The organism is Sedimentibacter sp. MB31-C6, assembly GCF_035934735.1.
In the GTDB taxonomy this organism is placed as follows: Bacteria; Bacillota; Clostridia; order Tissierellales; family Sedimentibacteraceae; genus Sedimentibacter.
In genome coordinates this window covers 2,766,257-2,779,688 of the sequence record NZ_CP142396.1, presented here as the reverse complement: position 1 = coordinate 2,779,688, position 13,432 = coordinate 2,766,257, and the positions used below count along the sequence as shown (strand labels likewise).

The following is a 13,432-nucleotide window of genomic DNA, read 5'->3' as shown; positions in this document are numbered from 1 at the left end:
AAAGACTCTAACAATATCAATATATTCAAATATTCAATATTTAAAGTTTATAAAAAATAACCCCTTACTTTCCATATGGGGTTACATTAATTAACATTTTTTCTCTTCGTTATATCTATTGATATTCACTAACATATATCCAAATAATTAACACCATCTTCAGGAATAATCAATTCCATTTTGGGATTTTCACCATAGTTTCCTATAACAAATAAAGTGTAATGCATCTTAGGAGCGAAATCAACATTAGGTGCAGTTAAAATATTTTCATTTTTACTATTAGCTCTTAAATGTAATGTATATCTTGTAGATGGAATTGCGATATTACTTGAAATATCACCATAATTTAAATTTGAAAATAAAATTGTTCCATCTTCTACAACTAATTCAAGCGATGGTGAATCTAATCCTAAATTAATTAATCTCAAGGAAGACATTTGTTTCATATCTGCAGTCTCTTTAGCTTCTGGTATCATATATATACTTATTTCTGATAAATCAGATATGTAACCAGATAATGCACCAGTATATGTCAAATTTCTGTCAATGACTATATCCCCCTCAAAAATTGCACCATTTTGACTGCCTGATGGATATAATGTAACACGATAATTTCCTGGTGCAAATAAGACATGTTTTGTAAATTCACCGTATTTTAAATTTGATGCCATTATCATTTCATTAACATAAACATCTAAATTAGGCGAGTCAAAAATTGAATTAAAAATTCTAAAATAAGATTTTGTACATTTACAATTATTAATGGTTTTTATATTATAATTTAAATTTGGATATTCGTAATTGTAATTAAAATTATACATAAATACACCCCTTTCCGTTATGATTATTATATGAAAAGGGGATTCAAATGTTCAGCTTTAATATTAAATGAATTTTTGAGGGAATTTTATATATTTTAACAATATCCCTGCAAATTTTTCTAGATATAATTTGTCTTCATCATCAAATCTGTTAATTATAGGACTATCAATATCTAGAACACAAATCAAATTATCATTTTTTACAATTGGTAAAACAATTTCAGATTTAGAAGCAGAGTCGCAAGCTATGTGTCCTGGAAATTCATGTATATTTTTAACCAATTGAATTTCTCTAGTTTTAGCTGCAGTTCCACATACTCCTTTACCTATTTCAATATGTGTGCATGCTGGTTTACCTTGAAAGGGCCCAAGAACTAATTCATCATTTTTATACAAATAAAATCCTGCCCAATTAATATTCTCCATCATCATCCATAATAAAGCTGATGCATTAGAAAGGTTAGCAAGCCAATCTGGCTCTTCACATATTAAGCCTGTTAGTTTTAAATTTAAATAATTGTAAAATTTACTTTTTGAATCAAAATTTATCTTCTCTATATTTTTCACAATTGCTCCTTATAGTAGTTTAATTTATGTCGAAATTCCTAAATACGTCCTAATGATTCGTTATATTATTTAACAACTATATTAAATATTTTACCTGGTACATATATTTCTTTAATTATAGTTTTTCCTTCTAAATATTTATTTATATTTTCATCTTTTTTTGCTATTTGTCTAGCAGTATTTACATCTACATCTCTAGATAAAACTATTTTTCCTCTTACTTTACCATTTACTTGTACAGGAAGTTCAATTACGTCATCAACTGTCTTTTCTTCGTCCCAGTTAGGCCAATTGGCTTCATTAAGCATACCGTTAAATCCTTGGTTTTCCCAAATTTCTTCTGTAATATGAGGGGCTACTGGATTTAACAAAATAATAAAGTCCTTTAGTTCATCTTTTGTAATATAATTATCACTATTAATTTCATTAACAAAGCTCATCATAGCTGCAATTGCAGTGTTGAATTTCATAGATTCAAAATCTTCACTAACCTTTTTTATAGTCTTATGCATTAATGTAACATGTTTCTTAGAGTATGATGTTTCATCAGTAACTAATTCTTGAAGTTTCCAAACCCTATCTAAAAATCTCTTACAACCTTTAACACTACTATCAGACCATATTGCATACTTTTCATAATCACCAATAAACATAGTATATGTTCTAAGAGTGTCCGCTCCCATTTCATCTACAATTTCATTAGGATTTACAACATTTCCTCTTGATTTAGACATTTTCTCTCCATCAGAACCAAGAATCAAACCTTGAGCTGTTCTTTTTGCATATGGTTCTTTAAATGGAACTACACCAATATCATAAAGGAATCTATGCCAGAATCTAGAATAAATTAAATGCCTTGTAACATGCTCCATGCCTCCATTATACCAATCAATAGGTCCCCAATAATCAAAGTTATCTTTAGACGCAATAGCTTCATTATTTTGGGTATCCATATATCTTAAGAAATACCAAGATGATCCTGCCCATTGTGGCATTGTATCAGTTTCTCTTTTTGCATCTTCACCACATACTGGACATTTAACATTAACCCATTCTTCTATATTCGCAAGTGGTGATTCTCCAGTTTCAGTAGGTTGATAGTTTTCAACATCTGGTAATTTCACTGGTAATTGTTCTTCTGGAACTGGTACCATGCCACATTTATGACAATGAATAATTGGAATTGGTTCTCCCCAATATCTTTGTCTATTAAATGCCCAATCTTTCATTTTATAATTCGTTTTTCTTTCACCTAAATTTTTTTCTTTAAGATATTCTATAATTTTATCAATGGCATCCTTTACTCGCAATCCATTTAAAACTCCAGAATTGACCATAACTCCATCTTCAACATCAGTAAATGCCTCTTCTTCTATATTTCCACCTGCTATAACTTCAACTATAGGTATATTAAATTTCTTAGCAAATTCCCAGTCTCTTGTATCATGTCCTGGAACAGCCATTATAGCTCCTGTTCCATAACCCATCATAACATAATCAGCAACCCACACTGGAATTTTTTCTCCAGAAACAGGATTGATTGCTGTCAAACCTTTTATTTCAACACCTGTTTTATCTTTAGCAAGTTGAACTCTTTCAAATTCAGTTTTCTTTTTAGATTCTTCCTGATATTCATGTATTTCATCCATATTTGTGATTTTTGAAGCATATTTATTTAATAATGGATGTTCTGGAGCTATAACCATAAATGTAACTCCATATAACGTATCAGGTCTTGTTGTAAATACTCTCAATGATTCATCTATATCCTTAATTTTAAAATCAACTTCTGCTCCATATGATCTACCAATCCAATTTTCTTGCTCAAGTTTAATTCTTGGCAAAAAGTCAACTTCGTTTAACCCATCCAAAAGTTTATCAGCATATTCTCTTATTTTCAAAAACCAAACATCTTTCTCTAGTTGTATAACATCACTACCACATCTATCACAAACTCCATTTTGTGATTCTTCATTTGCAAGTACAACTTTACAGCTATTGCAGAAATTTACATAAGTTTTATCTTTATAAGCCAATCCATGCTTAAACAATTGAACAAAAATCCATTGAGTCCATTTGAAATAATCTGGATTTGTAGTATCTACAGTTCTTGACCAGTCAAAGGAATATCCTGCTGTCTTTAATTGTTGAGTAAACACCTTAATATTTCTGTCTGTTACTTCTCTAGGATGTATTCCAGTTTGAATTGCATAATTTTCTGTAGGTAACCCAAAGGCATCCCATCCAATAGGAAACAATACATTGTATCCTTCTAATCTTCTTTTTCTTGATATTACTTCAAGAGAAGTATATGCACGTATGTGTCCTACATGCAATCCTACTCCCGATGGATATGGAAATTCCACAAGACCGTAAAATTTCTTTTGCTCTTTATTGTCTTTCGCTTTAAAAGTTTCATTTTTATCCCATATTTCCTGCCACTTTTTTTCAATAACTTGCGGATTATATGTTTTCATGTTTAGCCTCCATATTAATCTATTTTCTTAATTATTATTTAATTGTGTTAGTGAATACAAAAAATCTTCATCCCTGCTGGGACGAAGATTCCGCGGTACCACCCAAATTAGACATTAAGCCTCACTTAAATATTATAACGGTATAACCGTTTGAAACTACTTTATTTCGCTTCAAATACTCATGGACGAGTTCAGCTTTTACAATACCGTCTCACACCGTCCGACGGCTCTCTTAAATTGTGAACAAACCTACTGCTTCCAATCACAGTATTATATTAACTTTGTGTTTAATTATATCAAAACAAAAAATTAATTGCAAGAGCTAATTGTAAAACTTTCCTCCTTTTACAATATCAAATAAAATATTTACTTGACATATAGATATTATTAGTTATATACTAATTGAAAATTAAATAAATTCATCAAGAGCGACGGAGGGATCTGGCCCTATGAAGTCCGGCAACCAATCTATGTATACGGTGCTAATTCCAGCGGTTTTTAACCGGCAGATGAGAATGCATATGGATAATATCTTTCCCAATGTCGGGAGAGATTTTTTATTTTAGGAGGATTAAATGAAAATAGTAGATAACTTTACTGAAAAAAAACCTTTGATATCCTTTGAAATATTTCCACCAAAAGCAAATTATCCGGTTAATACAATATATGATTCAATCGACGAACTATATAAGTTAGAACCTGATTTTATGAGTGTTACCTATGGAGCAGGTGGAAGTACAAAAGACAAAACAGTTGAAATTTCTTCATATATACAAAACAAGTACAATTTAACATCTATTGCTCATGTTACTTGCATTTCTTCAGCAAAAAATGAAATATATAATATATTAACTTCCCTAAATGAAAATAATGTACAAAATGTTTTGGCTTTAAGGGGAGATTATCCAAAAGACTCTGTATCAGATAATTTTCCAACCAATGGATTTAAAAATTCAGTGGAACTGATAAAATATTTCAAAAGAAATTCAAATTTGTGTGTTGGAGCTGCATGCTATCCTGAAAAGCATCCAGATGCAAAAGATTTAGATGCTGATATTAAATTTCTAAAAAGAAAAATGGATGCAGGTGCTGATTTCTTGGTAACTCAAATGTTTTTTGATAATGAAGCATTTTATAATTTTTATGATAAAGCACATAAGAAGGGCATTGATTTACCTATAATTACCGGAATTATGCCCTTACTTAATAAAAATCAAATTAACACTATAGTAAATCTTACAGGTAATACAATTCCTGAAAAATTCAGAAGGATATTAGATAAATATGCAAACAATCCTGAAGCTTTAAAAGAAGCAGGAATGTCCTATGCAATAGGTCAGATAATAGACCTATTATCCTGGGGTGTTGATGGCATCCATATTTATACAATGAATAAACCTTCCACCGCTAAAAAGATTTTAGGCAGTATTTCTGCTATTAGGAGTGTACTAACAAATGAAAGTAAATCATATCAATAGTAACCTTATCAAAATAAACATAAATGAAGCTTTAAGATACTTAGGATATAGAAACAATAACGTTGATGTAGAAACTTATAAATTACTTAATGAATCTATAATCGAATTACAAAATATATGCGAGTTTAAATATGTGTATAGAATCTTTGAAGTTAAAAATGAAAATAATATTATTAACTTTGAAAATTTTATAAAAATAACGTCAAATGACCTAGCTAAACTATTTAAAGACTGTAAAAAATCAGCTGTCATTGCCGCAACTATTGGATTTGAAGTTGAAAAAAGAATTAAATATTTCAACTCGACTAATTTAACCAAGGCTGTTATATTTGATGCATGCGCATCAGCTTACATTGAGGCCCTTTGTGACTATGTAGAATCTGAAATAATGGAGATTGCAGCGCAAGAAGACTATAATACTACCTTTAGATACAGTCCAGGTTATGGAGATGTGCCTATTTCTCATCAAAAAGAAATATTAAATGCCTTAAATGCACAGAAATATATAGGTCTATCATCTTTAGATTCATCAATATTAGTTCCAAGAAAATCGGTGACGGCTTTTATTGGTTTTAACAAAGGAAATGAAACGAATAATAAATCTTGCTTAAATTGTAATCTTTATAACAATTGTAGTTTTACTAAGAAAGGAGAGAATTCTTATGATAAATAAATTAAAGGAAAAATTTCTATACTTTGATGGAGCAATGGGTACCATGCTTCAAAAATCAGGTTTGAATATAGGCGAACTACCAGAAGAATTAAACATATTAAAACCTGAAGTTATATATAATATTCACAAAGAGTATTTAAATGCTGGTGCAAATATTATATCTGCAAATACATTCGGTGCCAATAAGCTGAAATTGAATAATTCATCATATACAGTTGAAGAAATAATAATTGCTGGCATTGAAGTAGCAAAAAAATCAATAGATGGACTTGAAAATAAGTATGTAGCATTAGATATAGGCCCCACAGGAACTCTTCTGTCCCCTTTAGGTACACTTAGCTTTGAAGATGCTTACGACATATTCAAAGAGCAAGTAATAGCTGGAGTAAAAGCTAGAGCTGATATAATTCTTATAGAAACCATGACCGATTTATATGAGCTAAAAGCCGCAGTCCTAGCAGCTAAGGAAAATTCAAACCTTCCTGTTTTTTGTACCATGTCTTTTCAGGATAATGGACGTACTTTTACAGGTACAGATATAGCTGCTTTTGTTTCAGTTGCTGAGGGTTTAGGAGTTGATGTTATTGGAGTTAACTGTTCTCTAGGGCCTAAACAACTGCAGTCTATAGTTGATGAACTGATAAAATACAGCTCTACTCCAATAATGGTGCAAGCAAATGCAGGTCTCCCTAAATATAATAACAATATTACATATTATGATATAAGCCCTGAAGAATACAGTCATGAAATAAATAAAATGGCTAATAAAGGTGTATCAATATTTGGTGGATGTTGTGGCACTACTCCTGAATATATCAAAAGTATAATTGCTACACTAGATGAATTGAAGCCATTAGAACTTACAAAAAAACATTTTACAACCACTACTTCATCTTCAAAAACAGTTTTTTTAGGAGATGAAGTTAAGATAATTGGTGAAAGAATAAACCCTACAGGAAAAAAAAGATTAAAAGAAGCTTTAAGAGAAAACAATTTGGATTATGTTATTAGAGAAGCCATAGCGCAACAGGATACTGGATCTGATATATTGGATATAAACGTAGGTCTTCCTGATATTGACGAAAAAGAAATGATGAAAAAAGTAATATCTGAAGTACAAAGCGTTGTATCTCTGCCTCTGCAAATTGACAGCTCTAATGTTGAGGTTATTGAAACTGCCGCAAGAATATATAACGGAAAACCAATAATAAATTCTGTTAACGGGAAAAAAGAAAGTCTTGAACAAATACTTCCTATTGTAAAAAAATATGGCACCTTAGTAGTGGCTTTAACACTAAATGAGGAAGGCATACCAAAGACAGCTAAAAAAAGATTGGAAATAGCATCAAATATTATTAATACAGCTAAATCTTATGGTATATCAGAAGAAAATATACTTATAGATCCTCTTGTGCTAACTGCTTCTGCAGAACAAGAAAATGTAATGGAAACCCTTAAAGCAATTCCCTTAATAAAAAAGAAATATAATGTAAAAATAGTATTAGGAACCAGCAATGTATCTTTTGGTTTGCCTAACAGGAAATTATTAAATACCACTTACTTGGCAATGGCTTTAAGTCTTGGTTTAGATGCTCCTATTACGGATTCCACTAATGAAGCTTTATTAGATGTTATTAGGTCCTATAAAGTATTGGCTAATCAAGATATTGACAGCAAAGATTATATACGAACTTACGGCAATGTAACTACTGAAAACACTTTTGTTACTTCTAACAGTGACTTAAAGGAAATAATTATTAGAGGTCTAAAAGATGAGGCGAAAAAAGTTTCTCTCGAACTTCTTAAGAAATATAATTCTATTGAAATAATAAATAAATACATGATACCTGCCTTAGATATCGTGGGTGGAAAATATGAACAACAGGAAATTTTTCTACCACAGCTAATTAGAAGTGCCGAGACCTCAAAAGTAGTATTTGAATCTATTAAAGAAAAATTAGCAAATGAAGGTAATGACTTTGTTGATAATAAAAAGATATTGCTGGCGACTGTAAAGGGAGATATACATGATATAGGAAAAAATATAGTAAAACTTATCCTTGAAAATTACGGTTACAAAATTATAGATTTAGGCAAGGATGTCGATATAGAAAAAATCGTTGAAACTATCCATAATGAAAACATACATTTAGTAGGTTTAAGTGCTCTAATGACTACTACAGTTAAAAATATGGAATACACCATAAAAGCTATAAAGGAAAACTCACCACAAATAAAAATTATGGTAGGAGGTGCAGTGCTGACTCCTGATTACGCTTCTAAAATTGGAGCTGACTATTATTCTAAGGATGCTAGAGAAGCAGTAAATATAGCTAAAAAAATATTTGAAAATTAATATAAGCATGAAATAACATAGTCTACATGAATTTGCAAAATTCCACATAATAATATTGAAATAAATACTTTTGCATGATATAATTTTTCTAAAATTACAAATAAATATAAATAGTTGTAGACTAGTAAATCATATAAACTATAAAATACTACTACATTAAAAAAACAGACTCATTCAATTATGAGTCTTAATTATTGGAGGCATAATGGGTTTAATTACATTGCTTTTTACGTCTTTAGGCTTATCAATGGATGCATGTGCAGTATCAATAACTAATGGTATGTGTTACAACAATATTCAGAAAAAACAGGTTTTAGTGACTGCTTTTATTTTTGGTTTTTTTCAAGCCTTAATGCCAATTATCGGTTATCAAATTGGTTCAACCTTCAGTGATTTTATAACCTTTTTAGATCATTGGATTGCACTTATATTATTAGGAATAATTGGCGGAAAAATGATATGTGAAGCAATAAAAGAGCTTAAGTACCCAGAAGCATGCCTAACAAGTACCAAAATACTAACTTTTAAAACTTTAATATTACAAGCTATTGCAACAAGTATAGATGCCTTAGCAGTAGGTATAAGTTTTTCCATAATGAAAGTTGATATTATTATTGCTGCCTTGTCAATCGGTATTATAACATTTTTTAATTCAGTAATAGGCTCAAATCTTGGCAAAAGATTTGGTGAAAAATTTAAACAAAAAGCAGAAATCCTTGGTGGTACAATATTAATTATAATTGGAGTTAAAATATTTCTTGAACATACAATATTATAATTTATTGCCTCGTTATAACACACCGTTTCAACGAGGCAGGAACAATTTCTACTTAGTAAACTACTCTACCATCTTCCCTTTAATATAAAAATAACCTTCTTCATCACAAATATGTGTAGGACAATCTTCATCTGATATATCTCCACAAATAACAGAAGTTGATCCACTTCTTGCAATTGCCTTAAATTCAACTGGTATCATTACACAAATTTTTTGATATATAGTAAATTTACAAGTTTCATTTTTATTACACTTACAAAAATGTAAAGAATCTATATAAGGATCTTCAATACATTCCACTTCAGCTTCACCTAAATCTACATAAGGTTCGATTGAAATAGGCACACAAACATCCATTTCTTGAAAAACATCTGTTTCACAAGATTCTTTCTCACATGATGGATTACACTTATCTATATCTTCATTTTGAAATTTATCTCTAAACATTTTAACATCCTCCTAATAACAATTATAGATATTTAAGGGGCTGTCTATAATAACAGTCCCTTAATAACGTAAAATTAGATTCTGTTGATTTTTATTTTTGGTTGTAATCTACTTTTTAGCTCAGTAGTAGATTCTTCATCATTACCATTGATTACACAACCCTCTTGGTTAGGTTCTCCACAGGTAACTATTGTTTCACCAGGTTCTCCTAACGCCCCAAAAGATACTGGAACTTCCACACAGAGATTTTGCGATACATAGAAAGTACAAGAAGTAACACCTGTGTCTATACAAGGTGTATTAGATACAGTTGCATCTCCTAGACAAGTAACGTCGATATCGCCTACTTCTGCAAATGGAGTAACCGTTACTGGAACGCAAGTTCCTATTGTTTGAAAAACTGTAGTTTCGCATAGTTCAACAGTACCACATACAGGACCACATACATTTAATCCGGTTTCTGTTTCTCCTCCGCCAGATAGACATACATTATTTGGACCAATTTGATATGTTGTAGTTAACTCAAAACATACCGTCATAACATCATTTTCTTCTTCTAAAGCAAAATCAAATTTTAAACCTACACAACCTGTAGGCGGGTCTGGATTTTCTTCTGTTCTAATCTGAACATTTTCCCCTATAACTACATCTTGTTCTACGTTATTAATAAATACAGTAACTTCTCCAAGATCTTCCTCAGTTATATCAGGACATATACCTAACAGCCAATGACTTAAAGCAATTGGTTCTTCTACTTGAGTTACAATATAACAAAATCTTTGAAACTCACCTGGTCCAGGTGTTAAAATCGAGTTTACTAAATCTAGTTCAACTGTAACAGGTATACTCGTTTCAGTGTAATCAGCTATATTTTCACATGCTTGTTGCAATATTTGTTTTATCATAATATTAATCATGCTCCTTTAATACAAACTATAAAAGGTATTGATATATATTATGTTTCATAAAAAACTTGGTTACTAAATAGCAAACAAATTCTGACAAAATACATCTTTTCTTTCAATTTCATAAAAATACCTCCACATATATAGTGTAAACACACAATTCATAGTGGAGGCATATAATAATTTAATCTCTATTCTTCTTCATCTTCTTCTGGTTCGTCCCAGTTGTGATAAATTTCCTGAACATCGTCATTATCTTCTAATGCTTCAATTAATTTATCTAGCATTTTTAAGTTTTCTTCATCTTCTACTTTTACAGTTGTTTGAGGAAGAAACATTATATCACCTTTAATATTATCATATCCTGCTTCTTTTAAACTGTTTAAAACTGATATAAATTCTTCAGGAACTGTAGTAATTTCGTAGCTATCATCTTCTACCTCAAAATCTTCCGCACCAGCTTCTAAGGCTGCCATCATAACAGTTTCTTCATCAGTTTTATCATCTTTATCAATAGATATAACACCTTTTCTATCGAATAAATAGCCAACACAACCAGTTGTTCCTAAGTTTCCGTTATACTTTGAAAAATAATGTCTAACGTCTGCTGCTGTCCTATTTTTGTTGTCTGTTAAGCATTGAACCATGAAAGCTGTTCCACTTGGACCATAACCTTCGTAAGTAATAGTATCAAAGTGCTGTCCTTCAGCTGCACCCATACCTGCTTTAATTGCTCTGTCTATATTGTCATTAGGCATATTTTGTGCCTTTGCTTTTTCTATTGCTGTTGCTAATGATGAATTATAATCTGAATCAGCGCCACCCTCTCTTACTGCAACAGTTATGGCTCTTGCTAACTTTGTAAAAATTTTACCTTTTAAAGCATCTTGTTTACCTTTTCGATTTTTTATATTTGACCATTTTGAATGTCCAGACATATTTGCCTCCTTACAGTTAATAACCGAGATATTTTATCATATAATTTTTAACTTTACAAATCATATTTTTTTTACTTTATTTTAAAACTTTGCCATCTTTAATTGAAAAATAGTCTGCCTTTCCAATATTAATCTCTGCCTGTCCACTTGTAAGTTCCATTAACAGATTTTTTAATCTTACGATATCATCATCTTTTACTATTAATTTTAAAATAACAGATTCTTCATATATTTTATCTATAATTAAAAAATTATTTGTAGTTAATTCATTATCTATTTTCCCAAGTAATGTATAGTCAATTTTAAAAGATACTTCGTAAAATAAATTTTTATCAACTATTATACCACTATTCAAGGCAATTTTAGCACCTTTTGTATAAGCGCGTATTAATCCTCCAGCTCCTAGCATTACGCCTCCAAAATATCTTGTAACAACAACTACTACATTTCTTAAGTTCTCTTGCGTTATAACATTTAAAGCGGGCATTCCTGCAGTTCCGGAAGGTTCTCCATCATCAGAAAATCTTTGAATATTCATGTTTTCTTCTAAAGTATAAGCATATACATTATGAGTAGCATCCTTATATTCTTTTTTAATTTCATTAATAAATTCTAATGCTTCTTCTTCTGAATTTATAGGTATTGCCGTTCCAATAAATTTTGACTTATTTATAATTATTTCATCTCTACCATATTGATGTATTGATTTATAATTACTCATCATTTAATTCACCTATTATATATTTTTGGTATTTTTTCAATTCACTTTCATATAAAAAAACATTAAAATTTACGCCATCTCCATCAAATTCAGTAGAATCAGTATTTCTATTTTCATATAAATAATAGTATTCTTTTAAATCAGTATTAGGTATTTTTAATTTGCATTTTAGTTTTTTACCATTTACTTTATAATCAACTGTATCTAACAACATATCTAAATTATATTTATTTAATGCAGAAATATATATAATATCACTATTTGATATAGTAGTTATCTTTTCATTCATAATTTTATCTACCTTATTATAAACTGTCAATATAGGTATTTCTTTATTAGTAATCTTTTCAATTAAGTTTATAGTTGTTTCTTTATGTTCCACTAGATTTTCGTCATTAATATCTATTAAATGTATTATTAAATCTGCAAATTTAATTTCTTCTAATGTACCCTTAAAGGCTTCTATTATTTGAGTTGGAAGTTTCTTGATAAATCCTACTGTATCTGAAAAAATTGATAGTTTTCCACCTGGTAATCTAACTCTCCTCAACTCTGTATCTAAAGTAGCAAAAAGCATGTCATGAGAAAAAACTTTTTTATTTTCAAGTTCGTCATCACACCATTCGCTTTCTAACAAAGCATTCATAAGTGTTGATTTACCTGCATTAGTATAGCCTACTATTGATATAACTGGTACTTCATCCTTCATTCGTTTTTTTCTTTTAGTTTCCCTAGCTTTACTTAATTCTTCTAACTGGCTCTGAATATCATTAATTTTATCTTTTATACGTCTTCTATCCAATTCTAACTTTTGCTCGCCAGGTCCTCTAGTACCAATTCCGCCTCCCAATCTTGATAGATTCTTATTCAGACCGATAAGTCTAGGTAAACTATATTTTAATTGAGCTAATGCTACTTGTAATTGACCTTCTTTAGTCAATGCTCTCTTAGCAAAAATATCAAGTATTAAGTTTGTTCTATCTATTATCTTAACATCTATAACTTCTTCAATATTTCTTATTTGAGACCCAGTTAATTCATCATTAATAATTACTGTATCTATATCAAGCTCTTTAACATAAGCAGCTATTTCTTCTATTTTTCCTTGACCGACATAATACTTATTATCTATACCATGTCTATTTTGTATTACACTTGATATAACTTCACCTCCTGCAGCTTCAACTAGCTGCTCTAGTTCATCCATATCATTTTCTTCAGTATTTTGCAATTGCACAGCAATTAATAAACATCTTTCTTTTTCTCCCATG

The 13,432-nt window shown here is 30.1% G+C and carries 12 protein-coding genes, 1 riboswitch and 1 other annotated feature; of the genes, 4 read left to right on the top strand and 8 right to left on the bottom strand.

What is annotated here, in order from left to right:
- Nucleotides 1-128: 128 nt before the first annotated feature.
- The 3 genes from U8307_RS13400 to leuS all read right to left on the bottom strand — a co-directional run bounded on the left by U8307_RS13400 (nucleotide 129) and on the right by leuS (nucleotide 3,865).
- Entirely contained in the window at nucleotides 129-821 is a 693-nt protein-coding gene (locus U8307_RS13400; RefSeq protein ID WP_326908601.1) for a DUF4397 domain-containing protein, read from the bottom strand.
- Nucleotides 822-884: 63 nt separating this feature from the next.
- A complete protein-coding gene (locus tag U8307_RS13395) occupies nucleotides 885-1,388 on the bottom strand; it encodes a GAF domain-containing protein (protein ID WP_326908600.1) in 504 nt (167 codons plus the stop codon).
- A gap of 65 nt (nucleotides 1,389-1,453) precedes the next feature.
- Nucleotides 1,454-3,865, bottom strand: a complete 2,412-nt coding sequence (leuS, locus tag U8307_RS13390; protein ID WP_326908599.1) for a leucine--tRNA ligase — start codon at nucleotides 3,863-3,865, stop codon at nucleotides 1,454-1,456.
- 74 nt (nucleotides 3,866-3,939) lie between these two features.
- Nucleotides 3,940-4,140: a binding site (T-box leader), on the bottom strand.
- A gap of 141 nt (nucleotides 4,141-4,281) precedes the next feature.
- Nucleotides 4,282-4,381, top strand: a riboswitch (SAM riboswitch).
- Nucleotides 4,382-4,440: 59 nt separating this feature from the next.
- Here leuS and metF point away from each other — a divergent pair.
- The 4 genes from metF (at nucleotide 4,441) to U8307_RS13370 (ending at nucleotide 9,150) form a co-directional block, all read left to right on the top strand.
- A complete protein-coding gene (metF, locus tag U8307_RS13385) occupies nucleotides 4,441-5,343 on the top strand; it encodes a methylenetetrahydrofolate reductase [NAD(P)H] (RefSeq protein WP_326908597.1) in 903 nt (300 codons plus the stop codon).
- Complete coding sequence (locus U8307_RS13380; RefSeq protein WP_326908595.1) at nucleotides 5,321-6,016, top strand: vitamin B12 dependent-methionine synthase activation domain-containing protein; 696 nt, start codon at nucleotides 5,321-5,323, stop codon at nucleotides 6,014-6,016. Before metF ends, U8307_RS13380 begins: the two co-directional genes overlap by 23 nt.
- Nucleotides 6,006-8,372 (top strand): homocysteine S-methyltransferase family protein, encoded by a 2,367-nt coding sequence (locus tag U8307_RS13375; protein WP_442985524.1) that lies wholly within the window; start codon nucleotides 6,006-6,008, stop codon nucleotides 8,370-8,372. Before U8307_RS13380 ends, U8307_RS13375 begins: the two co-directional genes overlap by 11 nt.
- 205 nt (nucleotides 8,373-8,577) lie before the next feature.
- Nucleotides 8,578-9,150, top strand: a complete 573-nt coding sequence (locus U8307_RS13370; protein ID WP_326908593.1) for a manganese efflux pump MntP — start codon at nucleotides 8,578-8,580, stop codon at nucleotides 9,148-9,150.
- Between the two features lie 60 nt (nucleotides 9,151-9,210).
- Here U8307_RS13370 and U8307_RS13365 read toward each other — a convergent pair whose 3' ends face one another.
- The 5 genes from U8307_RS13365 to hflX all read right to left on the bottom strand — a co-directional run bounded on the left by U8307_RS13365 (nucleotide 9,211) and on the right by hflX (nucleotide 13,431).
- Complete coding sequence (locus U8307_RS13365; protein WP_326908591.1) at nucleotides 9,211-9,597, bottom strand: hypothetical protein; 387 nt, start codon at nucleotides 9,595-9,597, stop codon at nucleotides 9,211-9,213.
- 74 nt (nucleotides 9,598-9,671) lie between these two features.
- Nucleotides 9,672-10,502 (bottom strand): hypothetical protein, encoded by an 831-nt coding sequence (locus U8307_RS13360; protein ID WP_326908589.1) that lies wholly within the window; start codon nucleotides 10,500-10,502, stop codon nucleotides 9,672-9,674.
- A gap of 191 nt (nucleotides 10,503-10,693) precedes the next feature.
- Complete coding sequence (locus U8307_RS13355) at nucleotides 10,694-11,440, bottom strand: YebC/PmpR family DNA-binding transcriptional regulator (RefSeq protein ID WP_326908587.1); 747 nt, start codon at nucleotides 11,438-11,440, stop codon at nucleotides 10,694-10,696.
- Between the two features lie 76 nt (nucleotides 11,441-11,516).
- A complete protein-coding gene (locus U8307_RS13350; RefSeq protein WP_326908585.1) occupies nucleotides 11,517-12,161 on the bottom strand; it encodes a YigZ family protein in 645 nt (214 codons plus the stop codon).
- Nucleotides 12,154-13,431: a GTPase HflX gene (gene hflX / locus U8307_RS13345; RefSeq protein ID WP_326908584.1), complete on the bottom strand. Its 1,278-nt coding sequence runs from the start codon at nucleotides 13,429-13,431 to the stop codon at nucleotides 12,154-12,156. The genes U8307_RS13350 and hflX overlap by 8 nt, the downstream gene beginning before the upstream one ends.
- Nucleotide 13,432 lies beyond the last annotated feature (1 nt).

Bases quoted from the DNA above. Each gene is read 5' to 3' on its own strand.
- U8307_RS13400 (WP_326908601.1), bottom strand. From the start codon at position 821: ATGTATAATTTTAATTACAATTACGAATATCCAAATTTAAATTATAAT.
- leuS (WP_326908599.1), bottom strand. From the start codon at position 3,865: ATGAAAACATATAATCCGCAAGTTATTGAAAAAAAGTGGCAGGAAATA.
- metF (WP_326908597.1), top strand. From the start codon at position 4,441: ATGAAAATAGTAGATAACTTTACTGAAAAAAAACCTTTGATATCCTTT.
- U8307_RS13380 (WP_326908595.1), top strand. From the start codon at position 5,321: ATGAAAGTAAATCATATCAATAGTAACCTTATCAAAATAAACATAAAT.
- U8307_RS13375 (WP_442985524.1), top strand. From the start codon at position 6,006: ATGATAAATAAATTAAAGGAAAAATTTCTATACTTTGATGGAGCAATG.
- U8307_RS13370 (WP_326908593.1), top strand. From the start codon at position 8,578: ATGGGTTTAATTACATTGCTTTTTACGTCTTTAGGCTTATCAATGGAT.
- U8307_RS13365 (WP_326908591.1), bottom strand. From the start codon at position 9,597: ATGTTTAGAGATAAATTTCAAAATGAAGATATAGATAAGTGTAATCCA.
- U8307_RS13360 (WP_326908589.1), bottom strand. From the start codon at position 10,502: ATGATAAAACAAATATTGCAACAAGCATGTGAAAATATAGCTGATTAC.
- U8307_RS13355 (WP_326908587.1), bottom strand. From the start codon at position 11,440: ATGTCTGGACATTCAAAATGGTCAAATATAAAAAATCGAAAAGGTAAA.
- U8307_RS13350 (WP_326908585.1), bottom strand. From the start codon at position 12,161: ATGAGTAATTATAAATCAATACATCAATATGGTAGAGATGAAATAATT.
- hflX (WP_326908584.1), bottom strand. From the start codon at position 13,431: ATGGGAGAAAAAGAAAGATGTTTATTAATTGCTGTGCAATTGCAAAAT.